This is a genomic window from Bradyrhizobium pachyrhizi (assembly GCF_029714545.1).
Lineage (GTDB): Bacteria > Pseudomonadota > Alphaproteobacteria > Rhizobiales > Xanthobacteraceae > Bradyrhizobium > Bradyrhizobium pachyrhizi.
In genome coordinates this window covers 8680827-8704202 of the sequence record NZ_CP121667.1, presented here as the reverse complement: position 1 = coordinate 8704202, position 23376 = coordinate 8680827, and the positions used below count along the sequence as shown (strand labels likewise).

Genomic DNA, 23376 nt, shown 5'->3' with positions numbered 1-23376 from the left:
CGCGCTCCAGATTCTCTTCAGCTCTCGCCGCCGGCGAAGATGTCCTTGCGGATCACCGCGTGGACGCCCCAATTGCCGTCGACCACCTGGGTGACGCCGAAGTCGACACCGAGCGAGATCAGCGAGATGGCCTCGTCCTCGGTCAGCTTCTTCGTCGTCATCAGGAATTTGCGCATCTTGCGGAAGGCATCGCGCAGAGCGAGGTCGACCGACGACTTCTTGTAGATCTCGGTCTGCGCGCCGGCTCCGAGCTCGCTGAGGTAGTTGGCATAGCTGAAGCCGTGCACCAGCCATTCGTCCTGGGTCTCCAGCATCGGATAGTCGAGCGCTTCCAGCGCGGTGCCGGCGAGGTCGGCCTTCTTGTGCAGGATGATCTGGAAGGTGCCGTTGAGCGAGCATTCGATCGCCGTGCCGCACAGTTCGGAATCGCCCTGCGAGGCGTGAGAATCGCCGACCGACAGCAGCCCGCCCTCGACCGCCACCGGGTAATACATCGTGGCGCCCTTGCCGATGCGCCAATTGTCGATGTTGCCGCCGGTGTAGCTCGGCGGGATCGAATCGACGAACTCGGCCTCCTTCGGCGCGAGCCCGATCACGCCGAAATGCGGACGCACCGGGATGCGCACATTCTTCAGGATGCCGTGGTTCTCCTTGACGGTCGAATGATCGACCGGGACGCCCGGATAATCGATCGTCTTGTGCACCACGCCGGACGGATCGGTCTGCGGCGTCCAGGTGAAATTGTAGACGGCGCGCGCCCAGTTGCGCTCGCCGGTCGCGTCGACCTCGTAGATGGTGACGACCTCGCGCGGCTTCGGCTCGGTGAGCAGATCCTTGTAGTGGAAGCCCCACGATGCCGCGGCGTTGCTGCCGAACGCCTTGCCGGAATATTTCGGGTTGGCGCAGGGCCGCGGCGCGACGTCGATGATGCGCAGCTCGAGCACGTCGCCTTCCTCGGCGCCGCGCACGAACACCGGCCCGGTGCAGATATGCACGCCGAGGCCTTCGCCGGCGCCGCGTCCGAACAGCGAGGCATCCATCGGGCCGGCGCCGCGCCGGTTCACGCCCTTCTTCTCCTTGGTCCAGAGATAGACGCTCTCGACGCCGGGATCGCCCTTGACCATGCGCTCGGCATCGTCATTGGCGTGATGCGTCAGCGCCTCGATGGTGATGAAGTCGCCGGAATTGATCTCGACGCGCGGCTTCAGCGACTTGCTGAAATAACCCCAATGCACGGTGTCGGCATTGGCCGGCAGATGGTGATAGGCGCGCTGCGCCGGCTGATGCTTCTCGGCGGCGGCCGCCATTTTCGGCGTCACCAGCGAGATGCCGCCGGCGGTCATCGCCGCGGCGCCGCCCGCCGCCGCGAAGCTCGAGCGCAGGAACGAACGGCGTTCCCGGTCGAGCGTCTCCTTGAACTGTCGATGATGCAATTCGAAGTCCGGGCAGTTCTTGTCGTCACCTGCGCACATCTTGAGCTCCTCCTTGGATCGAAAGTGCGCATGAGAGTGCATGGCGCCGCGCCGCTCCGACATGACCGGGCGCGCCCAATAATTTGTCGGCGCGCTTGCTGCCTTCGCGGCGCAAAGGCCTGTGCAGCAGCGTGCGAGGCATCTGCGGCGGCTGGCTTCGCATCGCGGCATGGCCGGAACGGTCAAGAATTTGGGCGCATTCGATCAAGTTGCACTGCGTTCGCCATTGATAGCGCTGCCACGCGAAAGCGGCCGCTTCCGCGCGTTGCACGACGGCCGGGCAACATGTGCCGTCGCAACATGCTTGCCGCCTGCCTGCAATCGGTGCAGGCTGCGTTCACGGCTCTGTGAGTGGAAGGCCGCGGTGCTGCGGCCTGGAGGGGTGATGGTCGCGACGACCTTTCGGGTTTCGGTCGATGCGATCCCGCGGCAAAACCGGCGGGAGGTCTGGCGCGAGGCGCTGGCCGGTCTGCAGCTCGATTGCGAATTGCCGGAGGCCGGCCAATTCCAGTTCGGCGAATTGACCGCGAAGCGCTCGACCAGCGGCGGCCAGCTCGCGCTGCTGCGTTCGACCGAGCAGCAGATCGTCTGCAGCGGTCATGCGGCCTCGCCGGGAATGCCGGCGCGGGTCGCCATCATCTTCCACGGCTACGGTCGCGGCAGCATCACGTGCGGTCAGCGCAGCTGCGAGTTCGCCGACAACGACGTCTCGGTGTGCGACCTGCAATCGCCGTGGCGCATGACCTTGCGCGAGGATTTCGAGATCCTGCTGCTCGAACTGCCGCGCGAGCGCTTGCTCGGCCGGCTCGGGCACAATCGCCTGCGCCTGCCGGCGGTGCTCGGCGCGACGATTGCGGCTGCGGCCGTGCGTCCGGTGATGCGGACATTGGGCGGCAATTTCGCGATCCTCGACAAGGCGGATCTTGCCACCGCCGAGGTCGCGGTCACCGAACTCGTCGCCGGCGCGCTGCTCGGCGAGACGCGGCTCGATGCCGAGGCGATGACGCAGGTCCAGGCCGGCCATCTGCGCCGGGTCGATGCCGCGATCGAGGCCCAGCTCGGCAATGCCGGCCTGACCATCGCCGACATTGCGCGGCAGGAGGGGCTGTCGCAACGCTATCTGCAACGGCTGTTCGAACGGCAGAACACGACGTTCTCGGCCTATGTGCGCGAGCGGCGGCTGGAACGCTGCTGCAACGATCTGATCGATCCGAACTATGCCGACCAGCGCATCGCCGAAATCAGCTACCGCTGGGGCTTCACCGATCAGGCCCATTTCAGCCGGATGTTCAGCGCGACCTACGGCACCTCGCCGCGCGACTTCCGCAAGGCCGTGCCGCGCGATGTGGAGGGCGAGCGCACGCGCGGCCGGCCGCGGCTGGCGCGTGGCACCGCAACGGTGTTGCGGCTCGCGCCAAGTCTCGCGTCAAGCCCGGTGGTGCGCGAGACGGTTGCGCCGCCGGAGCCGATCATGCCGGTTGAACTGCCGGCGGCTGTACCGGAAGGGCGGGGCGCCTCGCATCACCATCTCAAGGTGTCCAGGGAGACCGCGCATTGGGGCTATCTCAGCCGCGCCATCCCGCCGGTCATGAGCGTGCAGTCGGGCGCGGTGGTGACGATCGAGACGCTGACCCAGCACGCATTCGATGATTATGAGCGCATGATCAAGGGCGACCCGGGTGCGGAGAGCGTGTTTCGCTGGACCGCCGAGGGCAAGTCGGTCGAACGCCGCGGCGCCGGCCCGATGGACGGTTCGATCTTCGGCCGCGGCGCCGGCGAAGGGTTCGGCGTGCACATCTGCACCGGGCCGATCTATGTCTGCGGCGCGGAGCCGGGCGATGTGCTCGAGGTGCAGATCCTCGATATCTGGCCGCGGCCATCAGCCAACCCGGCCTATGCCGGCAAGTCGTTCGGCAGCAATGCCGCGGCCTGGTGGGGCTTTCAATACAACGATCTGATCGATCCGCCGGTCAAGCGCGAGACCATCACGATCTTCGAGACCGATGCAGAGGCCGAGTGGGCCCGCGCTGTCTATTCCTACCGCTGGACGCCGCAGACCGATCCGTTCGGCGTGCGCCACGAGACGATGGATTATCCCGGCGTGCCGGTCGATCACGCCACCGTCGAGAAACAGCCCGGCGTGCTCGCCGGCGTGCGGATTCCGGCACGGCTGCATTTCGGCTTCATGGCGGTGGCGCCGCGCGAATCCGACATCATCGATTCGATTCCGCCCGGCTATTTCGGCGGCAATGTCGACAATTGGCGCGCCACCAAGGGCACCACGCTCTATCTGCCGGTCGCAGTATCAGGCGCGCTGTTCTCGATCGGCGATCCGCACTTCGCGCAAGGCGACGGCGAGGTCAACGGCACCGCGCTCGAGCTTTCGCTCACCGGCCAGTTTCGCTTCATCCTGCACAAGAGCGGCAGGGCGACCAAGCCGCATGTCGAAGGGCTCGCGCACCCGCTGTTGGAAACGCCGGAGGAGTGGATCCTGCACGGCTTCAGCTACGGCAATTATCTGCGCGAGCTCGGGCGCAACGCGCAGTCGGAAATCTACCAGCGCTCGTCGGTCGATCTGGCGCTGCGCAATGCGTTCCGGGCGACGCGCAAATTCCTGATGGAGTGCTACCGTCTCAGCGAGGATGAGGCGCTGGCGCTGATCTCGCTCGGCGTCGATTTCGGCGTCACGCAGGTTGCCGACGGCAATTGGGGCGTGCACGCGATCGTCCGCAAGAGCATGCTCCCCGGGGCAAGCGGCGCCTGACGCCGGCCTGAGTTGCCGCCGTCAGGATTGCGCGAAACGATAGCGGCCGGTGAGTCCGGCCGATCGGCGAAGCGACCTACTCGTCCTTCTTCGTCGGCTGCGACATGCGCTCGAGGCGTTCCTGCATGTCCTTCATCTGGCGGCGAAGATCGTCGATGTTGCCGTCATCGGGCGTGGGCTCCGGCGCCTTCTCGGCCTCGCCGCCACCGCGTTGCGGCACGAACGGCTTGAACATCGAGAAGGTCTGCTGGAACAGCTCCATGTTGCGGCGGACCTGTTCTTCCAGCGGCGCAAACGGTGTCCCGCTCAGCGCGCCCGCGATCTGCTTGCGGAATTTTTCCTGTTCCTTGGTCAGCGTCTCGATCGACTGTTCGAGATATTTCGGCACCACCATCTGCATGCTGTCGCCGTAGAAGCGGATCAGCTGGCGCAGGAAAGTGGTCGGCAGCAGGTTCTGCCCGGCCTTGTTTTCCTGTTCGAAGATGATTTGCGCGAGCACGGAGCGGGTAATGTCGTCGCCGGTCTTGGCGTCATAGACGAGGAAATCCTCGCCTTCCTTCACCATCGCCGCGAGATCCTCGAGCGTTACGTAAGTGCTCGTCCCGGTATTATAGAGCCGCCGGTTCGCGTATTTCTTGATCGTGGTCGGTTGTTCAGATTTTGCCATGGGCTCTCACTTCAACACCGAAGAACCTGGAACCCTACGGCATCGCCGCAGGGCAAAATGCAACGCATCGCAGCAAAGGTAAGCATTTTCAAAGCGGTTCGGCTACAGTTTTGTGCTATGCGGTTAATTCCAAAGCATAGGATTTGCTCAGGAAAGTGCCAAGGCCGTCATTTTGAGTGCGTCGCGGCGCGATTTGCCCGACAGTGCGATTGACATGTCTCGATGAGGTTTACAGGATAGCCATCAAGAGACAGGCCCGCCAAATCGGCCGCCCGCCGTCGAGAAACCCAGCTACAACCCATAGGAGATGTCCATGTCAGACGATGTCGTCATCGTCAGTGCCGCCCGCACCCCCGTCGGTAGCTTCAACGGCGCTTTCGCCACCACGCCAGCCCATGACCTCGGTGCGATCGCCATCAAGGCGGCGCTGGAGCGTGCCGGCGTCGAGGGCGGCCAAGTCTCCGAAGTCATCATGGGCCAGATCCTCACCGCCGCGCAGGGCCAGAACCCGGCCCGCCAGGCCTCGATCGCGGCCGGCATCCCGGTGGAAAGCCCGGCCTGGGGCGTCAACCAGCTCTGCGGCTCCGGCCTGCGCACCGTGGCGCTCGGCTACCAGGCGCTGCTCAACGGTGATTCCTCGATCGTCGTCGCGGGGGGCCAGGAATCCATGAGCATGGCCCCGCACGCGCAGTATCTGCGTGGCGGCGTCAAGATGGGCGGCCTCGAACTGATCGACACCATGATCAAGGACGGGCTGTGGGATGCCTTCAACGGCTACCACATGGGCAACACCGCCGAGAACGTCGCCAAGCAGTACCAGATCACCCGGTCGCAGCAGGACGAGTTCGCGGTCAGTTCGCAAAACAAGGCCGAGGCGGCGCAGAAGGCCGGCAAGTTCAAGGACGAGATCGTCCCGGTCACCATCAAGTCCCGCAAGGGCGATATCGTGGTCGACACCGACGAGTATCCGCGACATGGCGCCACGCTCGACGCGATGGCCAAGCTCCGCGCGGCCTTCGAGAAGGAGGGCACCGTGACCGCCGGCAACGCCTCGGGCATCAATGACGGCGCCGCCGCCGTCGTGCTGATGACCGCCAAGGAAGCCGCCAAGCAGGGCAAGAAGGTGCTGGCCCGCATCGTCTCGTGGGGCCAGGCCGGCGTCGACCCCAAGATCATGGGCACCGGCCCGATCCCCGCCTCGCGCGCCGCGCTGAAGAAGGCCGGCTGGAACATCGCCGACCTCGATCTGATCGAGGCCAACGAGGCGTTCGCGGCGCAGGCGTGTGCGGTGAACAAGGACCTCGGCTGGGATCCGGCCAAGGTCAACGTCAATGGCGGCGCGATCGCGATCGGCCATCCGGTCGGCGCGTCGGGTGCGCGCGTGCTGGTGACGCTGTTGCACGAGATGCAGAAGCGCGATGCCAAGAAGGGCCTCGCGACGCTGTGCATCGGCGGTGGCATGGGCATCGCTATGTGCGTTGCACGCGACTGAACAAAAGGCAGCGAGGCCGGTTAGGTGATGAAAAGATCATCTGTCAACCGCGGCGCGAGCTGATAAATAAGATGCCCGGCTTTGCGCCGGGCATTTTTGTTTCGAGGGGTTGTGAGTGCGTAGGCCGGAGTTATCCGGTTATAAAAGACGGCCAAGGAGGAAACGGACATGGCACGTGTTGCATTGGTGACGGGCGGAACGCGCGGTATTGGAGCTGCGATCAGCAAGGCGCTGAAAGCGGCGGGCTACAAGGTGGCGGCGAGCTACGCCGGCAATGACGCCGCGGCGGAGAAGTTCAAGGCGGAGAGCGGGATTCCGGTCTACAAGTGGGACGTCGCGTCGTTTGACGCCTGCGCGGCCGGCGTCAAGCAGGTCGAGGCCGATCTCGGCCCGGTCGACGTGCTCGTCAACAATGCCGGCATCACCAAGGATACCGCATTCCACAAGATGACGGTCGAGCAGTGGAATGCCGTGATCAACACCAATCTCGGCTCGCTGTTCAACATGACGCGCCAGGTGATCGAGGGTATGCGCGCCCGCAAGTTCGGCCGCGTCATCTCGATCTCCTCCATCAACGGCCAGAAGGGCCAGTTCGGCCAGGTCAACTACTCTGCGGCAAAGGCCGGCGACATCGGCTTCACCAAGGCCTTAGCCCTGGAGAACGCCAAGGGCGGCATCACCGTGAACGTGATCTGCCCCGGCTATATCAACACCGAGATGGTGCAGGCGGTGCCGAAGGACGTGCTCGAGAAGAACGTGATCCCGCAGATTCCGGTCGCCCGGCTCGGCGAACCCGAAGAGATCGCGCGTGCGGTGGTGTTCCTGGCCGCCGACGATGCCGGTTTCATCACCGGCTCGACGCTGACCGTGAACGGCGGCCAGTATCACGCCTGACGCGAGCAGCGTCGTCGCGTCGCAGGCGCGCACAATCAAGTCGCGAATGCCCGGCCTTGTGCCGGGCATTTTCGTCTTTACAACGCGCCACACGCGAAGGAAGACGTGGCCGGCCGGGACATCGATGAGCGGCTGCAGACCGCCATCCTTTGGACAGTCATGCCGGCCACGACGGATTGAATTGAGATGACGACCCGAACTGCCACCCTTGTCGGACTGACCGCCATCCTGATGTGGTCGCTGCTGTCGGTCATGACGGTCGCGACCGGAGCTATACCCGCGTTCCAGCTCGCGGCCATGACGTTTGCGATCGGCGCCGCGGTCGCGTTCGCGAGCTTCCTGTTGCGTCCATCGGCCTTCGGTGCGTTGAAGCAACCGCTGGTCGCCTGGGTCGTCGGCGTCGGCGGGCTGTTCGGCTATCACGCGCTGTATTTCCTGGCGCTGCGCTTCGCCCCGCCGGCCGAGGCCGGGCTGCTCAATTATCTCTGGCCGCTGTTGATCGTGCTGTTCTCGTCGCTGCTGCCGGGCGAGCGGCTTGCCGTGCATCACATCGTCGGCGCGCTGCTCGGCCTCGCCGGCACCGTGCTGCTGTTCGCCGGCAACACCGGCGCCTTCACGAAAGAGCAGATTCCAGGCTTCGCGGCCGCCTTCGTCGCGGCGTTCGTGTGGGCGTCCTATTCGGTGATGTCACGCCGGCTTAAGGCGGTGCCGACCGATGCGGTGGCAGGCTTCTGCCTTGCGACCGCCGTGCTTGCGGCGCTGGTGCACATGATGGTGGAGACGACGGTGTGGCCCGCGACGCCGCTGCAATGGCTCGCCGTCATCGCGCTCGGCATCGGTCCGGTGGGGGCCGCATTCTTCGCCTGGGACATCGGCATGAAGCGCGGCGACATCCGCGTGCTCGGTGCCGCCTCCTACGCCACGCCGCTGCTCTCGACCGCGTTCCTGATTCTGGCGGGCTTCGCCAAGCCGAGTGCCAACATTGCGATCGCCGCGATCCTGATCGCCGGCGGCGGGTTGATCGCGGCGAAAGACATGGTGCTGAGAAAAAGAACGTAGGATGGGTAGAGCGACGCGAAACCCATCAACTTCTATCCACGCGGCGAGATGATGGGTTTCGCCGCGCTCTACCCATCCTACGAGAGCTCTTATGAAGCCGGCTCCCAGCCCTTTGGCGCCAGCTCGAACTTCGCGAACTCGAATCCCGGCGCGACGGTGCAGCCGACCAGCGTCCAGTCGCCGTTGCTTTCGGCGGCCTGCCAGGCGTCTGCCGGCACGATCGCCTGTGGCTGCTCGCCGCGCGCCACATCCGGCCCGAGCGTGATCGAATGTGGGGCGCCGTCCTCTGCAATCCGCAGCGTCAGCGGCGCGCCGGCGTAATAATGCCACATCTCGACCGCGTCGATACGGTGCCAGTGCGAGCGCTCGCCGCGCGCCAGCAGGAAGTAGATCGCGGTCGAATGCGCGCGGCCGTTGGCGTCGCAGCGCGCGTCGCGGAACGTCTCGCGATAGTGCCCGCCCTCGGGATGCGGCTGCAGCGCAAGCCGCGCGATGATGTCGGCAGCCGAGAGGTCGGCCATCACGACTTGTTCTTGCGCTCGCGGAGCTCGCCGAACACCAGCGCCGGGTCGGCGCCCTTCATGTGCAGCTTGGCCGCGACCGCGGGCTCGTCGGCGCGCAGGAACACGTTGGCCTTCTTCTCGTCGCCGAGCAGCACCGGAATCGTCGGCTTGTTCTCGGCGCGAAGTTTTGTGACTTCTTCGGCCCGCTTCTGCAGGGCCGGATTGTCAGGCTCGATGGTGAGCGCGAACTTCACATTCGCCGCGGTATATTCATGGCCGCAATAGAGACGGAAATCATCCGGCAGCGAGCGCAGCTTCAGCAGCGAATCCCACATCATGGGATAGGTGCCCTCGAACACCCGGCCGCAGCCGATCGAGAACAGCGTATCGGCGGCGAACACCGCCTTCTCGCCGTCGAACACATAGGAGATGTGATCGAGTGTATGGCCGGGCGTCTCGACCACGCGTGCGAGCAGGCTGCCGACCTTGATGACATCGGCATTGGCGGCGCGCAAATCGACATTGGCGATCTTGGCCGACTGGTCGCGCGGGGCGACGACGCGGCAGCCGTATTTCTGCTTCAACTCGGCAACGCCGCCGACATGGTCGCCATGGTGATGGGTGATCAGGATGTCGGTCAGCGTCCAGCCCTCGCGCTCCAGCGCCTTGATGATCGGGCCGGCCTCCGGCGCGTCGATCGACGCGGTCGCCTTGGTCGCGGGATCGTGGATCAAATACCCGAAATTGTCGGTGAGGCAGCTGAAGGTGCGAATTTCGGCGGTCATGATATCTCCACGAACAAACGGGACGGACATTTCAAAGCATGATGTATTCGTAAAGACCGGTATCGACTTTCCCGGGTCATGCTTTTAACGCGCCCAATATAGGGGTGAAATATGGCGTTAACGCTCCGGCGGCAATGCAATTTTCGGCGCACCCCGGCAGCGGGGGGCGTGTTAGGCTAAATCATGGACGTCATCGACCTGCGCGACTTCTATTCGCAGCGCCTCGGCATCGTGGCGCGGCAGCTGATTAACCGGGGTATCCGCGCGCGGTGGCCGAACGCGGAAGGCCAGCGCGTGCTCGGCCTCGGCTATCCGACCCCCTATCTCGGCCTGTTCCGTGAGTCCTGCGAGCGCTGCATCGCCTTCATGCCGGCGGCCCAGGGCGTCCTGAAATGGCCGACCGGCCGGCCGGCGCTGGCCACCCTGATCGACGAATTCTCGATGCCGCTGCCCGATGCCGCGGTCGACCGCGTGCTGCTGGTGCACGCGCTGGAGATGTCCGATGACCCGGAGCGGTTGCTGCGCGAGGTGTGGCGGGTGCTCTCGCCCTCAGGGCGGGTGATCGCGATCATCCCGAATCGCCGCGGCGTCTGGACGCGCACCGATGCCACGCCGTTCGGTCATGGCCGGCCCTATTCGCGGGCGCAGATCACGCAGCTGTTGCGGCAGACCTGGTTCACGCCGTCGTCGTGGGGCGAGGCGTTGTTCATGCCGCCGGTGCAGGGCAGCTGGTTCCTGCGCTCGGCGATGGCGTGGGAGCGGGTCGGCGCGGCGCTGTCGATGCCGTTCGCCGGCGTGCATATCGTGGAGGCGACCAAGCAGGTCTATCGCGCGATCCCCGCGCGCCGCGAGCGCACGCAGCTGATCCCGTCATTGCGTCCGGTGCTGGTGCCGTCCTCGACGGCGACGCGCAAATCGACCCACACAGAGGCGTGAAATGTCACCCTCCCCGGAGGGGGAGGGTCGGTCGCATACGTGCGTTACTCGTTGCCCGGATTGAAGTCGTCGCTCGGCGCGGGCTGCGCTGCCATGTCGGGGCGCGGGCCGTGCGGACGGCGGCGGCGGCGCGGGAAGCGCTCGCTCCGTTCGCCGCGTTCTGCGCCGCCATTGTTGCCTTCGTAGGCGCCGCTGACCTGCGGCTGCGCGCCGCCGGTGATGAACGAGGGCAGGCGATCGACGCCGCCGGCATCGGCCATCGCGGGCTGCGGCTGGTTCTGCGGCTGCGGCTGGTATTGCGGTTGCGGACGATGCTCGCGCTCACGATGTTCACGCGGTTGATGCTCACGCGGCTGCTGGTCACGCTCGCGATGCTCGCGCGGCTGCTGCTGATCGCGCTGGTACGGCTGCTGGCCGTTGTCGCGCATGAAAGGTTGCTGCTGCTGCGGCACGAAGCCCGGCTCCTGGCCGAAGCTCGAATAGCCGTCGCTGTCGTCGTCGCCGTCTTCGGTCGGCGTGACCTCGGCGTCCGGGCGCGGCTGCTGCTGGTTCTGCCGGAACTGCTCCTGCGCGGCCGCGATGATCCGGTAGTAGTGCTCGGCGTGCTGATAGTAGTTCTCAGCTGCCACCGGATCGCCGGACGAGCGCGCATCGCGCGCAAGCTGAACGTATTTCTCGGCCACGTGGGAGGCCGTGCCGCGGATCTTGATGTCGGGTCCGTTCGATTCATACACCCGTGTCAGGGGATTCTGGCCGCGCCGGTTATTGTTGTTGTTATTGTTGTTGTTATTCCGGTTGCGCATCCGCTTGTTGTTCTGACCGTTTCTCATCTGTCGCCTTTTATTCCAGCCCTGAAGTTATTGCAGTCCACAGTCCGATTTCTCAGCAGTCCGATTTCTCAGAAGTCCGATTCCCAGAGTCCGATTCGGCGCGCGCCTAGGCACACGGAATCGCAATACCGTTCGAAGTGGTTTCGATGTCGCCGACCATCTCGTTCAGCAAAGTCGCGTTCAGCAAAGACGCGTTCCCCAACCGCCGGCAATCGCGCCAGCGACCAAATCATTCCGCCCGTTGAGACAGGCTCAGTTCTCGTGCGTAAGTCTTCAAGCGCAATAACAGGCTTTCGTTCGCTTGGCGGTCGAGAGCAGCACAGCTTCGGCTATTGCGCTCTATGTGACCTGCGTTCCTGGAACCTTTCGATCGGCGGGCTCTGCTGAACCCTGGTCATCACCCGTAACGGATTACGGGGCCAGCACCGATGTTGTGCCCGGAACGTAGTCGTTCCCGGGGGATAATCCAAGAGGTTTTTTTTCGTTCCAATAGGACTTTATCGGGGCAGCCGGCGGGCGGAAACGGCCCTCGGGATGCCCCCGAGATCGGCCTTGGGCGGCCCCGTTGGGGATAATCCGGATGCCGTCATCAGCGCTTCAATGTCGCCGCTCTGACCATGTCCGACTTCCACAACCAGAAATCCGCCTAGGGCCAAAAGACCCGCAGATTGCGAAATCAGCGCGCGATAGGCGTCGAGCCCGTCGGCACCGCCGTCGAGCGCCGTGCGCGGATCATGCGCGCGCACCTCGATGTCGAGCCCGGCGATGTCGGCCGAGGGGATGTAGGGCGGGTTGGACACGATCAGTTCGAACGCGCCAGCCAGCCCGCTGCCGTAGTTGCACTTGATCCATGTCGTGCGCTGGCTAAGTCCGAGCTCGGCGGCGTTGCGGCTCGCGGTCTGCAGCGCTTCCGCCGAGATGTCGGTGGCGAAGCCATGCGCGTTCGGCAGTTCCGAGAGCAGCGCCAGCAGGATCGCGCCGGAACCGGTGCCGAGATCGGCGATCCGCAACGCGCGCTCGGCCGCGCCGTCGGCGCGCAGCAGTTCGAGTGCGCGCTCGACCACTGTCTCCGTGTCCGGGCGCGGCACCAGCGTCGCGGCGGACAGATGCAGCGGCAATCCCCAGAACTCCTTGACGCCGAGGATGCGCGCGATCGGTTCGCCGGCGAGGCGGCGCTGCGCGAGACGCTCGAGGTGATCCGCCTCGTCTCCCGTCAGCGCGCGCTTCGCGCCGGTGACCATGCCGGTCAGATCGAGCCCCAGCGCGGCGCCGACCAGCAGTCGCGCATCGAGCTCGGCGGCGTCGCGGCCGGCCGCCTTGAGGCGGGCGGCGAGGCTGCGCCTGATACTCTCGACGGTCTGGCCATTTCCAGCAGGTTCGCTCATCGCGCGTTGTTAGCCGATGGTCGATGCGGCGTCGATATCACTTGCGCCCCTTGCGGCCGGCGCGCACGGTCGAAATCTCAACCCATCGATCCGGAACGCGCGACCATGACGGGCTATGACGACCAGAACATCTTCGCCAAGATCCTGCGCGGCGAGGTCCCGAGCTTCAAGGTCTACGAGACCGACCGGACCTTTGCCTTTCTCGACATCATGCCGCGATCGCCGGGACATACCCTGGTGATTCCGAAGGCGCCCGCGCGCGGCATCCTCGACATCGCGGACGACGACCTCGCCGCGGTGGCGCGCTCGGCCAAGCGCATCGCCATCGCCGCGATGAAGGCGTTTGCCGCCGACGGCATCATCATCCAGCAGTTCAGCGAGCCCGCCAGCGGCCAGGTGGTGTTTCACCTGCATATGCATGTGATGCCGGTGAAGGCCGGCGTCGCGCTGCTGCCCGCGCAGACCCGCAAGGAGGAGATGGACGTGCTCGTCGATCACGCCAAACGCATGATTGCGGCGCTCGCAGGCTAGACGCCGAGATAGCGCTGCAGGACCTCGGGCTGCGCCTTGATCTCCTGCGCCGGCCCTTCATGGACGATGTGCCCGTTGTTGATGATGTAGATGCGCTGCGCCAGCGCCAGCGTCGCGGCGAGGTTCTGCTCCACCAGCACGATGGTCTGCCCGGCCTCGGCCAGATCGCGGCACGCCTTCATCAGGTCGCGCACGATCACCGGCGCCAGCCCCTCGAATGGCTCGTCGAGCAGGATGATCTTGGGATCGCGCACCAGCGCGCGCGCGATCGCCAGCATCTGCTGCTCGCCGCCGGACAGGTCGGTGCCGCGGTTGCCGCGCCTCTCGCGCAGCCGCGGGAACATCTCGTAGATGCGTTCGAGCGGCCAGCGCTGCGAGGCGGTCAGGCCTGCGATCACGAGGTTCTCCTCGACGCTCAGGCTGCCGAAGATGCGGCGCTCCTCATGGACCAGCTGCATGCCGGCCTGCGCGATCTTGTGGCTCTTCCGGCCGGAGATCTCGACGCCGTCAAACATCACCGAGCCGCGGCGCGGGGTGACGACGCCCATCAGGCTCTTCAGCGTCGTGCTCTTGCCGGCGCCGTTACGCCCGAGCAGCGCCACCACCTCGTTGCGCTCGACGCGCATCGAGACGTCGAACAGGATATGGGAATCCCCGTAATAGCTGTTCAGTCCATTGACCTCGAGCAGGCTCATGCGGCGAGCACTCCATGCACGCCGCCAAGATAGGCTTCCTGGACGGTCGAGTTGTTCTTGATCTCTTCCGGCGTTCCCTCGACCAGCACGCGGCCTTCCTGCAGCACGGTGACGCGCTCGGCGAGCTCGAACAGCGCATCCATGTCGTGATCGATGATGATCATGGTGCGCCCCTGGCTGATCGACTTCAGCAGCTTGACGGTCTCGACGCGTTCGCGCGGGCTCATGCCGGCCAGCGGCTCGTCGAGCAGCAACAGGCTCGGCGACGTCGCCAGCGCCAGCCCGATCTCCAGCCGTCGCTTCTCGCCATAGGCGAGCTCGGACACGGGCGTATCGGGCCTCGATGTGAGATTGACCAGCTCCAGCGTTTGCTGCACGCGCTCCGACAGGCCGGGGATGCTGTCGATGCTGCGGAACAGGTCGAGCTTGAACTTGCCGCGCAGCGCCGACAGCGCCGCGATCACCAGATTCTCGCGCACCGTCAGCCCGGCGAATAGCTGGTTGACTTGGTAGCTCTTGGTCAGGCCGAGCTGACAGACGTCGGTAACGTTCATGCCGGTGATGTCGCGGCCCTCGAACAGGATGGTGCCCGAGGTCGGGTGCACCTCGCAGGTCAGCATCTTGAAGAAGGTCGACTTGCCGGCGCCGTTCGGGCCGATGATGCCGCGCAGCTCGCCGTGATTGACGGTGAAGTCGATGTCGCTGTTGGCGAGCAGGCCGCCATAGCGCTTGGTCAGGCCCTTGGCCTGGAGGATCGGTCCGGACGGATTGCCGCCGGCGCGAGCCGCCACCGGCTTCGGCGCGGCGGGCACCGCGGCGTGCCGGTCGCTTGCCACGGCGACGACCTCGGGCGCGCTCTCCTCCGGCTCCTTGGCGCCGCGCTGTCCGGTCAGGAGGCGGTAGAGATCGGCGAGGCCGCCGATGATGCCGCGGCGCAGGAAGCACACCAGCAGCACGAACACGACGCCGAGCACAAGCTTCCAGGCCGCGCCGAGCCCGAGCGCCGCCTGCAGGAAGTCCTGCAGCGACAGCCACACCGCGGCGCCGACCAGCGGCCCGAACAGCGTGCCGCGGCCGCCGATCGCGGTCTGCATCACGAGCTGCCCCGAGGTGTCGAAAGTGAATGCGTCGGGCGGCATGAAGGCCTGCAGCACGCCGAGCAGCCCGCCGGCAAAGCCGGCATAGGCGGCGGCGATCACGAAGGCGGTCAGCTTGTAGCCGTGGATGTTGTGGCCGACCGCGGTCGCGCGCAGTGGATTGTCGCGGATCGCGCTGAACACGGCGCCGACCGGCGAGCGCACGATGCGCAGCGCGATCACGACGCCGATGAAGTAGCACAGCGCCAGGAACTGGTAGAGCGACCAGCCGGTGGTGAAGTGCAGCGTGGTGAAGCCGAGATTGAAGCTCGGGGTCGGCACGCCCGGCAGCCCGTTCTCGCCGCCGGTGAAGTCCGACAGCGGATTGAACTCGACGAAGAAGAACACCTCGGCGATCGCCACCGTGATCATCGCGAAATAGATGCCGGTGCGGCGCAGTGCGATCAGGCCGATCAGATAGCCGGTGGCGGCGGCCGCGATCATGCCGATGACGAGCGCGAGCACGACGTAGGGGAAGCCGGCGCGCGTCAGCAGATAGGCGGCGACGAAGCCGCCGGTGCCGTAGAAGGCCGACTGGCCGAACGACAGCAGGCCGGTGAAGCCGAACAGGATGTCGAAGCCGAGGCCGAACAGGCCCCAGACCAGGATCCGGTTCACCGTGTTGGGCGCGAAGCCGAGCCACGGCAGCACGAAGGGCGCGACGATCAGTCCGGCTGCCGTCAGGAATTCGATCAGGTATGGGCGCTGTTTAAGCATCTAAATATCCGTCGTCATTCGCGGCCCTGCGTGCCGAGCAGGCCATGCGGTCTGAGCACCAGCACGAGCGTCATCGCCGCGAACAGCATGACGTAGGCGTAACCGGGGTTGAACATCGAGGTGATGCTGATGATCTCGCCGGCGATCAGCCCGCCGAGGATGGCGCCGGGAAACGAGCCGACGCCGCCGATCACCACCACCACGAAGGTCTCGACCAGGATGTCGTCGCCGACACCCGGCGTCAGCGACACCACCGGCGCGTTGATGATGCCGGCGAAGCCCGCGGCCATCGCGCCGATGCCGAACACGATCATGAAGACGCGGTAGACGTTGATGCCGAGCGAATCGACCATCACCGAATCCTCGATGCCGGCGCGCACGATCATGCCGAGCCGGGTGCGGTACAGGATCAGGAACAGCGCGCCGAGCGCGACCGCGACGATGCCGACGACCGCAAGCCGGTAAGTCGGGTAGAACAGGAAGCCGAGCGAGGTGATGCCCTGCAGCATCGCCGGCGGCGGCACCACCTGCGACTGGCTGGTGAAGATCAGCCGCACGATCTCGACGAAGCAGATGCCGAGGCCGAACGTGACCAGCAGCTGGTCCTCATGCGGGCGATGATAGAAATGGCGGATGATGATCCGCTCCATGGCCACGCCGAGCGCCATCACGAACAGCGAGCCCGCGATCACGGCGAGGATGAACGAGCCGGTATAGGAATAGGTCACGTATCCGGCGTAGCCGCCGATCATGAACATGGCGCCGTGGGCGAGGTTGAGCACCCCGAGCGTGCCGTAGATGATCGTCAATCCGGAACTGATCAGCGCCAGCAGCGCGCCGAGCGCCAGTCCGTTGAAAAGTTGCGAGACGAAATTTGGCCAGTTGATCATGGCGCGCGTTCACTCAGCCGTTTTATCTGGCCCGGTCGATGGAGGATGCATTCCGAGAAAAGCGGCGCCGCGGGCCGGGTCGCCCCGCCCACGGCGCCGAGTCTTCCCACGTTAATCAGGTGTAGTCGCCGAGATGGCAGCCGAACGCATCCGGCTTCTGCATCAAGCCGTCGCCGGGGACGATCTCGATCACCTCGTAATAGTCCTCCTTGTTCTTCATCTCCTTTTCCATCTTGCCGCGGACGATGACGACGGGGCGGACGCACTGGTGATCCTCGGGGCGATAGTGGACGTCGCCGACCAGCGAGGGCAGCGTCTCGCCCTTCTCATATGCCTTGATGACGTCGGGCGGATAGAAGCTGCCGGCTTCCTCGACCATGCGCGCCCAGTGCGCGAAGCTGACATAGGCGTTCTCGGCGCCCCATTCCGGCTTGTATCCGTACTTCTTCTCGAAGGCCTCGTTGAACATCTTGGCCAGCGGATATTTGTCCTCGATGGTCCACCAATAGTCGGTCGCGGCGTAGACGCCCTGCATCAGGCCGCCGGTCTCGCGGGCGATGAACGGCACCTGGTAGGGCACCACGAGCTTCATCTTGTCGAGCACGCCGAACTGCTTGGCCTGCTGCGTCGACAGCACGGCGTCATGACCCCAGTTGACGTTGATCAGCACGTCGGCGCCGGAATTCGCGACGTTGAGCAGATAGGACGAATAGTCCGGAGCGCCGAGCGGCGAGACCTGGTTGGTGACTGTGGTCCAGCCGGCCTCGGCGAGACGGTCCTGCATCGACTTGGTGACGGTGTGGCCGTAGGTGTAGTCGGGCGTGAGGTAGGCGGCCTTCTTGTTCTTGCCGAATTGCTTGATCAGCACCGGCGCGATCGCCGCCGCGGCGGTCTGGCCGAAGAAGTTCTGGCGGAAACCGTAGCGCACGCAATCCTTGCCGGTGGTGTCGTTGGAGCCGGAAATGCCGCAGACGAAGATCACCTTCTCGCGCTGCGCCAGCTTGTTCAGCGCCACCGCGACCGCGCTCGACGTGCCGCCGGTGATCATCACCGCCTTGTTCTCGGAGATGAAGCGCTGCTGCGCCTGCACGGCCTCGTTCGGCTTCGCCGCGGAATCGGCGACGCCGAACTTCAGCTCCTTGCCGAGCACGCCCTTGCTGGTCTTCGGCGAGATCTTCTTGATCAGTTCGTGGCCGCTGTTGATGTGCTCGATCGCGAGCTGATAGCCCTTGAGCTCATCCTCGCCCTGCACCGCATAGGTGCCGGTGCGCGGGACCGAGATGCCGATGAACGCCGAAGAGCCCGACGTGCCCGCGGGATAGGTTCCGATCGCCGGGTGGTCCTCGGCGAATGCCCGCGATGCGATCGAGGCCGGCAGCACGCTGCCGCCGATCAGGCCCGCGCCGGCTTGCAGCAAAGTGCGGCGCGAAACGTTCGGGGCGCTGCCCGGCCGAAAATCCTTGGTGCTCATCGCTCAGTATCCTCCAATTATATTGATTGTTGGCGCGCATGCTCACTCGTCGCCTGATCGGATCGATCGGCGGCACGATGCGCCGGCTGCGATGGAGCAGCCTGTCACGGCTACAATTCCTCACCGGCATATTTAGTCAATGTCACCTTTCGTCGAATCATATCGGCCTACGATAGAAATAATATCGTTCTACGATGTATCGAGGGTTTACCGACCGGGTGCGGGTCCTGTAAGTGAGGGAGCGATGATCCAGGAGCCTTCAAGTCGCACCGGAAATCCCGGAGAGCACGCCGTGTCAGAGCACGGTCACGCCGTGACCGAGCACGGTGGCGCCGAGCAATCGGGCAGCCTGAGCATTCGCGCGATCAACGTCCTGAAGGAACTGGCGGTCGAGTTGCTCGACGAAGTGCCGCCGAAGGTGGGCTGGACGCCGCCGGACGATCTGTTGCGCCTGCTCACCGCGCGCCATCTCGCGACGGCGCGAAATTGCGGACGGCAAACCATGCGCGAGATCATCGCTTGGGCCGGGACGCGCGGAATAACGATCCCGTCTCCGCATCACACCGGCAAGTCGTTGTCGGAGGTCTGGGGCGATCTGGTCGAGCGTGCCTCGGCCGGGCATCTCACCAAGAGTGAGATCACCGAGGCGCTGGAGAAATCCATTCGCCGCAGGAGCCCGCGGATTCCGGTCGCGTTCCAGATCGTGCTGCTGAAGATATTGAGCTCGACCTACGATCACTGGCCGCAGCCCTGAGCTTGCCCGGCCCCTGCCGTTCGATCGTCAAACCGTTGAAAACATGAGTGGAAGGGCGGCCGGTAGTATGGTGCGTCCGACGCGGGCTTGATAGCGTTGCACGGCGTCTGCCGTCCGGCGGAGCGAGCCAGCAGCAGGACGATCGAATGCCGCAACCAAAGCAACGACGAGCGCCCGCCGGAGCAACGAAACGCAAGGCGGCGGCCGCGCCGGTGGACTACCGGGCGCTGGCGCAGTTTCGCTACGAGTTGCGGAGGTTTCTCGCATTCAGCGAGGAGGGAGCCCGGAAGGCCGGAATGACGCCGCGGCAGCACCAGGCGCTGCTCGGCATCAAGGGTTTCGTCGACCCCGGTCCGCCGACCGTCGGCGACATCGCGCGGTTCCTGCTGATCCGGCATCACTCCGCCGTCGAACTGATGAACCGCATGGCAAAGCTCGGGCTGGTCAGCCGCCTTGCCGATCCCGATGACGCGAGGCGGGTTCAGCTCAAGCTGACGGCGAAGGGCGAGCAGAAGCTCCAGGCGGTCTCGAAGAAGAACATCGAGGAGCTGCGCCGCGTCGCGAGCCCGGCGTTGCGCCGCTTGCTGAAGTCCTCGCCGTCTTCCGGAGAGGACTGAGCGTAGCATCCGCCGGCGCAAGCGGCGGCGCGCGTCAGGCCGCGGCGCCCTGCGCGGCGAGCTGTGCCGCCTGGTGTTCGGTCGTCAGCGCGTCGATCAATTCGCCGAGCGCTTCGCCCGCGATCACCTGCGGCAGCTTGTAGAGCGTCAGGTTGATGCGGTGGTCGGTGACTCTCCCTTGCGGGAAATTATAGGTGCGGATGCGCTCGGAGCGGTCGCCGGAGCCGACCTTTTCCTTGCGGTCGGCGGAGCGCGCCGCCTCGACGCGCTGGCGCTCGGCATCGTAGATGCGCGAGCGCAGGATGTTCATCGCCGACGCCCGGTTCTTGTGCTGCGAGCGGCTGTCCTGCATCATCACCACGATGCCGGTCGGCAGATGGGTGATGCGGATCGCCGATTCGGTCTTGTTGACGTGCTGGCCGCCGGCGCCGCCCGCGCGCATGGTCTCGATCCTCAAGTCCGTATCCTTGATATCGACGTCGACGTCCTCGACCTCCGGCAACACGGCGACCGTGGCGGCCGAGGTGTGGATGCGGCCCTGCGTCTCGGTGTCGGGCACGCGCTGGACGCGGTGCACGCCGGATTCGAATTTCAGCTTGGCGAACGCGCCGCGGCCCTGCACCTCGGCGATGATTTCCTTGTAGCCGCCGACGGTGCCTTCGCTCGCCGAGATCACCTCGACCTTCCAGCCCTGCAAGGACGCGAAGCGCTCATACATCCGGAACAGGTCGCCGGCGAACAGCGACGCCTCGTCGCCGCCGGTGCCGGCGCGGATTTCCAGCATCACGTTGCGGTCGTCCATCGCGTCCTTCGGCAACAGCGCGATCCGGATCTGCTGCTCGAGCTCGCCGATCCGCGCCTGCAGCGTTTCCAGCTCGGCTTCCGCCATGCTGCGCATCTCGGGATCGGTCCCCGCATCCGCCAGCATCGCCTCGGTATCGGCCAGTTCGCTGCGCGCAGAACGATAGAGCTTCACCGCGTCGATCAACGGATTGAGCTCGGCGAGCTCGCGCGTGATCGCAACATAGCGATCGGACTTCACCTCGCCGAGCAGCTCGGCCTCGAGCGAGGCGTGATGGGCGAGCAGAACGTCGAGTTTGGCTTCGGGTAGCATGGCGGTATCTCGAATTGCGGAAGGTACGGAAGGGCGGCAGCGGCGACGGCAGCGTCGCTACAAGGCCAGCCCCTCGGTCTCCGCAAACTTCGTCAGCGCCTCGCGGATCGAGACGCTGCCGACCGGCGCATCCAGCAGCGGATTGATCATCGCCTCGGCCTTCTTGGCGTCGAGGTCGAGGATCAGCGCCTTGACCGGGCCGTGCGCAGTTGCAGACAATGAAAGCGAACGGTAGCCGATGGCGATCAGGGCCAGCGCGCCGATCGGCTTCGAGGCCATCTCGCCGCACAGCGAGGCGGCCTTCTTCGCCGCCTTGGCCTTGCGCACGATATCGCGCAGCGCGCGCAGGATCGGCGCCGACAAAATGTCGAAGCGTTCGGAGACCTTGGCATTGCCGCGGTCGACCGCAAACAGGAACTGGAACAGATCGTTGGAGCCGACCGAGACGAAGTCGACCTTCTTCAGGAGCTCGTCGAGCTGGTAGAGCAGCGCCGGCACCTCGACCATGGTGCCGATATCGATCCGCTCGGGCAGCGAATGGCCGTGCTGGCGCAGATAGGTCAGCTCGCGCTCGACGATCGCCTTGGCCTGATCGAACTCGGCGATGTCGGAGATCATCGGGAACATGATCTTCAGCGCGCGGCCGCCGCCGGCGCGCAGCAGCGCGCGGATCTGGCCGCGCAGCAGGCCGGGACGGTCGAGGCCGAGCCGGATCGCGCGCCAGCCGAGCGCGGGATTTTCCTCGATCACGGTCTCCATATAGGGCAGCGCCTTGTCGCCGCCGATGTCGAGCGTGCGGAAGGTGACGGGCTTGGAGCCCGCGGCGTCGAGCACGGTGCGGTACAGCGCGAGCTGGTCGCTCGAGCGCGGCAGGTTCGGGCTCACCATGAACTGCAATTCGGTGCGGAACAGGCCGATGCCGGCGCTGCCGGTGTCGTCGATATGCGGCAGGTCGATGGTCAGGCCGGCATTGATCAGAAGCTCGATCGGCTGGCCGTCCTTGGTCACGCAGGCCTTGTCGCGCAGCGCCGAATATTGCGCCTGCCGCCGCGCCCGGAACCGAACGCGCTCGGCATAGGCGGATTCGATCTCGGTCGAGGGGCGGACATAGATCTCGCCGGAAATGCCGTCGACGATGATGGCATCGCCCGGGTCGGCGATGCCGGGCGCGTTCGGCACCTCGCCGACCGCGGGAATGCCGAGCGCGCGCGCCACGATCGAGACGTGGGAATTCGCGGTGCCTTCCTCCAGCACCAGGCCGCGCAGCCGCTTGCGGTCATAGTCGAGCAGGGCCGCCGGACCCATCGCGCGGGCGATCAGGATGGCGTTGTCGGGCAGCTGCTCGCGCGAGGGCGCATGGTCCTGGCCGACCAGCTGCCGCATCAGGCGATGGCCGAGATCCTCGAGGTCGTGCAGGCGGTCGCGCAGATAGGGATCGGTCGAGCGCAGCATGCGCGCGCGGGTGTCGGACTGCACGCGCTCGACGGCGGCTTCCGCGGTGAGGCCGGTGGCGACCGCCTCATGCAGCTTGTGCGACCAGCCCTGGTCGTTGGCGAACATGCGGTAGGCTTCCAGCACCTCGCGGTGCTCGCCGCCGTCGGCGACGTCGCCGCGCTCCAGCATGCGGTCGAGATCGGCGCGCAAATTGGCGAGCGCAGTGTCGAGCCGCTTGATCTCCTTCGGCAGATCCTCGGCGATGTAGTTGGTGATGACGACGCGCGGCTCGTGCAGCACGACATGGCCGAGCGCGATGCCGTCGGAGAGCACTGCGCCGGTCTTGTGCAGCGAGTGCCGCGCGGCGGGCTCGGCGCCGGGCTGCGCCAGCGCGGCAAGCTCGCCGGAGGCGATCATCTCCGCCAGCACCATGGCGGTGGTCTGCAGCGCCTCGACCTCTTCCTCGACATAGGTGCGCTTGGCGCGGTTCTGCACCACGAGCACGCCGAGCGTGTTGCCGGCGCGCAGGATCGGCACGCCGAGGAACGAGTGGTAGGCCTCTTCGCCGGTCTCCGGGCGGTAGGCGAAGGCGGGATGGCTTTGCGCGTCGGACAGATTGAGCGGCGTCGCCTCGCTGGCGACGAGGCCGACCAGGCCTTCATGCGCGCTCATCACGGTGCGGTGGACGGCGTCGCGGTTCAGACCTTCGGTGGCATAGAGCTCGAGGGTGTTGTCGATGCGCAGCACGTAGCAGGAGCAGACCTCGGCCACCATGTTGGCCGCGATCAGCACCACGATCTTGTCGAGCCGCTCCTGGGCGGAGACTTGCTCCGCCATGGTCTCGCGGAGCCGTCTCAACAGGATGCGGGGGCCTCCCGACGCGCTCCGCATGTGTTTCAGTCCCTCCCCACGAAGCCAACGCACCGGTGCGGCCGGCCGCTGGCGCAAAACTCGTCAAAAACAACAATTTTAATCATTCGGCGTCGCCGCTCGCCAGTTCCCGCCGATTCGGGATCACTAAACTGTGCCACAGTTTGCGACAGCCTACCTGACTGGCCGTATAGCCAATCGAGGCTTGCTTTGCCAAGCAAAACGCCTGCCAGTAGCAAATAACGTCTGCGTCAGCCCAATGCTGCGCCCGCTAAGAGAAATTCTAACTCCGGGGCGCGGCTGGGGAGCACCGCCAGTGCTCGGTTTCGTCGTTCCGGGGCGTCGCGAAGCGGCGAACCC

The 23376-nt window shown here is 65.6% G+C and carries 20 protein-coding genes; 8 read left to right on the top strand and 12 right to left on the bottom strand.

Annotated features, from left to right (window positions below):
• Nucleotides 1-17 precede the first annotated feature (17 nt).
• A complete protein-coding gene (locus QA639_RS41045) occupies nt 18-1472 on the bottom strand; it encodes an acetamidase/formamidase family protein (RefSeq protein ID WP_026191996.1) in 1455 nt (484 codons plus the stop codon).
• Between the two features lie 385 nt (nt 1473-1857).
• Between QA639_RS41045 and QA639_RS41040 the strand changes: the two genes are divergently transcribed.
• Nucleotides 1858-4236 carry an acetamidase/formamidase family protein gene (locus QA639_RS41040; protein WP_283088878.1) on the top strand — a complete coding sequence of 793 codons (2379 nt, stop codon included), beginning with the start codon at nt 1858-1860 and terminating at the stop codon, nt 4234-4236.
• 76 nt (nt 4237-4312) lie between these two features.
• On the opposite strand, the gene phaR is transcribed toward QA639_RS41040, so the two are convergent.
• Entirely contained in the window at nt 4313-4903 is a 591-nt protein-coding gene (gene phaR / locus QA639_RS41035) for a polyhydroxyalkanoate synthesis repressor PhaR (RefSeq protein WP_016841133.1), read from the bottom strand.
• Between the two features lie 313 nt (nt 4904-5216).
• On the opposite strand from phaR, the gene QA639_RS41030 reads away from it, so the two are divergent.
• The 3 genes from QA639_RS41030 (at nt 5217) to yddG (ending at nt 8348) form a co-directional block, all read left to right on the top strand.
• On the top strand, nt 5217-6395 hold the full coding sequence (locus tag QA639_RS41030; protein ID WP_050387764.1) for an acetyl-CoA C-acetyltransferase: 1179 nt from the start codon (nt 5217-5219) through the stop codon (nt 6393-6395).
• A 168-nt stretch (nt 6396-6563) separates the two neighbouring features.
• Nucleotides 6564-7289 carry an acetoacetyl-CoA reductase gene (gene phbB / locus QA639_RS41025; RefSeq protein ID WP_016841131.1) on the top strand — a complete coding sequence of 242 codons (726 nt, stop codon included), beginning with the start codon at nt 6564-6566 and terminating at the stop codon, nt 7287-7289.
• A 186-nt stretch (nt 7290-7475) separates the two neighbouring features.
• On the top strand, nt 7476-8348 hold the full coding sequence (gene yddG / locus QA639_RS41020; RefSeq protein WP_212056408.1) for an aromatic amino acid exporter YddG: 873 nt from the start codon (nt 7476-7478) through the stop codon (nt 8346-8348).
• A gap of 89 nt (nt 8349-8437) precedes the next feature.
• Here yddG and QA639_RS41015 read toward each other — a convergent pair whose 3' ends face one another.
• Nucleotides 8438-8869: a cupin domain-containing protein gene (locus QA639_RS41015; protein ID WP_283088877.1), complete on the bottom strand. Its 432-nt coding sequence runs from the start codon at nt 8867-8869 to the stop codon at nt 8438-8440.
• Complete coding sequence (gene gloB / locus QA639_RS41010) at nt 8869-9636, bottom strand: hydroxyacylglutathione hydrolase (protein ID WP_050387761.1); 768 nt, start codon at nt 9634-9636, stop codon at nt 8869-8871. Before gloB ends, QA639_RS41015 begins: the two co-directional genes overlap by 1 nt.
• A gap of 183 nt (nt 9637-9819) precedes the next feature.
• Between gloB and QA639_RS41005 the strand changes: the two genes are divergently transcribed.
• Nucleotides 9820-10572, top strand: coding sequence for a class I SAM-dependent methyltransferase (locus QA639_RS41005; RefSeq protein ID WP_028337337.1), 753 nt, complete (start codon nt 9820-9822; stop codon nt 10570-10572).
• A 44-nt stretch (nt 10573-10616) separates the two neighbouring features.
• Here QA639_RS41005 and QA639_RS41000 read toward each other — a convergent pair whose 3' ends face one another.
• Nucleotides 10617-11402: a DUF4167 domain-containing protein gene (locus QA639_RS41000; protein WP_283088876.1), complete on the bottom strand. Its 786-nt coding sequence runs from the start codon at nt 11400-11402 to the stop codon at nt 10617-10619.
• A 497-nt stretch (nt 11403-11899) separates the two neighbouring features.
• Entirely contained in the window at nt 11900-12787 is an 888-nt protein-coding gene (gene prmC, locus QA639_RS40995) for a peptide chain release factor N(5)-glutamine methyltransferase (RefSeq protein ID WP_283088875.1), read from the bottom strand.
• A 105-nt stretch (nt 12788-12892) separates the two neighbouring features.
• Here prmC and QA639_RS40990 point away from each other — a divergent pair, with 105 nt between their 5' ends.
• Nucleotides 12893-13318: an HIT domain-containing protein gene (locus tag QA639_RS40990; protein WP_028337334.1), complete on the top strand. Its 426-nt coding sequence runs from the start codon at nt 12893-12895 to the stop codon at nt 13316-13318.
• On the opposite strand, the gene QA639_RS40985 is transcribed toward QA639_RS40990, so the two are convergent.
• From QA639_RS40985 to QA639_RS40970, 4 genes are all read right to left on the bottom strand, one after another.
• Nucleotides 13315-14013: an ABC transporter ATP-binding protein gene (locus tag QA639_RS40985; RefSeq protein ID WP_283088874.1), complete on the bottom strand. Its 699-nt coding sequence runs from the start codon at nt 14011-14013 to the stop codon at nt 13315-13317. The two genes, QA639_RS40990 and QA639_RS40985, sit on opposite strands and share 4 nt — an antisense overlap.
• A complete protein-coding gene (locus QA639_RS40980; protein ID WP_283088873.1) occupies nt 14010-15866 on the bottom strand; it encodes a branched-chain amino acid ABC transporter ATP-binding protein/permease in 1857 nt (618 codons plus the stop codon). Before QA639_RS40980 ends, QA639_RS40985 begins: the two co-directional genes overlap by 4 nt.
• Nucleotides 15867-15880: 14 nt before the next feature.
• Complete coding sequence (locus QA639_RS40975; RefSeq protein ID WP_157346972.1) at nt 15881-16756, bottom strand: branched-chain amino acid ABC transporter permease; 876 nt, start codon at nt 16754-16756, stop codon at nt 15881-15883.
• Between the two features lie 115 nt (nt 16757-16871).
• Nucleotides 16872-18227 (bottom strand): substrate-binding protein, encoded by a 1356-nt coding sequence (locus tag QA639_RS40970; protein WP_157346970.1) that lies wholly within the window; start codon nt 18225-18227, stop codon nt 16872-16874.
• 292 nt (nt 18228-18519) lie between these two features.
• On the opposite strand from QA639_RS40970, the gene QA639_RS40965 reads away from it, so the two are divergent.
• Together QA639_RS40965 and QA639_RS40960 are read left to right on the top strand one after the other, a co-directional pair.
• Nucleotides 18520-18981: a hypothetical protein gene (locus QA639_RS40965; RefSeq protein WP_283088872.1), complete on the top strand. Its 462-nt coding sequence runs from the start codon at nt 18520-18522 to the stop codon at nt 18979-18981.
• 146 nt (nt 18982-19127) lie between these two features.
• Nucleotides 19128-19598: a MarR family winged helix-turn-helix transcriptional regulator gene (locus tag QA639_RS40960; protein ID WP_028337328.1), complete on the top strand. Its 471-nt coding sequence runs from the start codon at nt 19128-19130 to the stop codon at nt 19596-19598.
• Between the two features lie 34 nt (nt 19599-19632).
• Here the strand turns inward: QA639_RS40960 and prfA are convergent, their stop codons facing one another.
• Nucleotides 19633-20712 carry a peptide chain release factor 1 gene (prfA, locus tag QA639_RS40955; RefSeq protein WP_283088871.1) on the bottom strand — a complete coding sequence of 360 codons (1080 nt, stop codon included), beginning with the start codon at nt 20710-20712 and terminating at the stop codon, nt 19633-19635.
• 57 nt (nt 20713-20769) lie between these two features.
• Nucleotides 20770-23037: a phosphoenolpyruvate--protein phosphotransferase gene (gene ptsP, locus QA639_RS40950; RefSeq protein ID WP_028337326.1), complete on the bottom strand. Its 2268-nt coding sequence runs from the start codon at nt 23035-23037 to the stop codon at nt 20770-20772.
• Nucleotides 23038-23376 lie beyond the last annotated feature (339 nt).

What these genes read in the sequence shown, in the direction of transcription:
- QA639_RS41045 (WP_026191996.1), bottom strand. Translation starts at nt 1,472, where the DNA reads ATGTGCGCAGGTGACGACAAGAACTGCCCGGACTTCGAATTGCATCAT.
- QA639_RS41040 (WP_283088878.1), top strand. Translation starts at nt 1,858, where the DNA reads ATGGTCGCGACGACCTTTCGGGTTTCGGTCGATGCGATCCCGCGGCAA.
- phaR (WP_016841133.1), bottom strand. Translation starts at nt 4,903, where the DNA reads ATGGCAAAATCTGAACAACCGACCACGATCAAGAAATACGCGAACCGG.
- QA639_RS41030 (WP_050387764.1), top strand. Translation starts at nt 5,217, where the DNA reads ATGTCAGACGATGTCGTCATCGTCAGTGCCGCCCGCACCCCCGTCGGT.
- phbB (WP_016841131.1), top strand. Translation starts at nt 6,564, where the DNA reads ATGGCACGTGTTGCATTGGTGACGGGCGGAACGCGCGGTATTGGAGCT.
- yddG (WP_212056408.1), top strand. Translation starts at nt 7,476, where the DNA reads ATGACGACCCGAACTGCCACCCTTGTCGGACTGACCGCCATCCTGATG.
- QA639_RS41015 (WP_283088877.1), bottom strand. Translation starts at nt 8,869, where the DNA reads ATGGCCGACCTCTCGGCTGCCGACATCATCGCGCGGCTTGCGCTGCAG.
- gloB (WP_050387761.1), bottom strand. Translation starts at nt 9,636, where the DNA reads ATGACCGCCGAAATTCGCACCTTCAGCTGCCTCACCGACAATTTCGGG.
- QA639_RS41005 (WP_028337337.1), top strand. Translation starts at nt 9,820, where the DNA reads ATGGACGTCATCGACCTGCGCGACTTCTATTCGCAGCGCCTCGGCATC.
- QA639_RS41000 (WP_283088876.1), bottom strand. Translation starts at nt 11,402, where the DNA reads ATGAGAAACGGTCAGAACAACAAGCGGATGCGCAACCGGAATAACAAC.
- prmC (WP_283088875.1), bottom strand. Translation starts at nt 12,787, where the DNA reads ATGAGCGAACCTGCTGGAAATGGCCAGACCGTCGAGAGTATCAGGCGC.
- QA639_RS40990 (WP_028337334.1), top strand. Translation starts at nt 12,893, where the DNA reads ATGACGGGCTATGACGACCAGAACATCTTCGCCAAGATCCTGCGCGGC.
- QA639_RS40985 (WP_283088874.1), bottom strand. Translation starts at nt 14,013, where the DNA reads ATGAGCCTGCTCGAGGTCAATGGACTGAACAGCTATTACGGGGATTCC.
- QA639_RS40980 (WP_283088873.1), bottom strand. Translation starts at nt 15,866, where the DNA reads ATGCTTAAACAGCGCCCATACCTGATCGAATTCCTGACGGCAGCCGGA.
- QA639_RS40975 (WP_157346972.1), bottom strand. Translation starts at nt 16,756, where the DNA reads ATGATCAACTGGCCAAATTTCGTCTCGCAACTTTTCAACGGACTGGCG.
- QA639_RS40970 (WP_157346970.1), bottom strand. Translation starts at nt 18,227, where the DNA reads ATGAGCACCAAGGATTTTCGGCCGGGCAGCGCCCCGAACGTTTCGCGC.
- QA639_RS40960 (WP_028337328.1), top strand. Translation starts at nt 19,128, where the DNA reads ATGCCGCAACCAAAGCAACGACGAGCGCCCGCCGGAGCAACGAAACGC.
- prfA (WP_283088871.1), bottom strand. Translation starts at nt 20,712, where the DNA reads ATGCTACCCGAAGCCAAACTCGACGTTCTGCTCGCCCATCACGCCTCG.
- ptsP (WP_028337326.1), bottom strand. Translation starts at nt 23,037, where the DNA reads ATGCGGAGCGCGTCGGGAGGCCCCCGCATCCTGTTGAGACGGCTCCGC.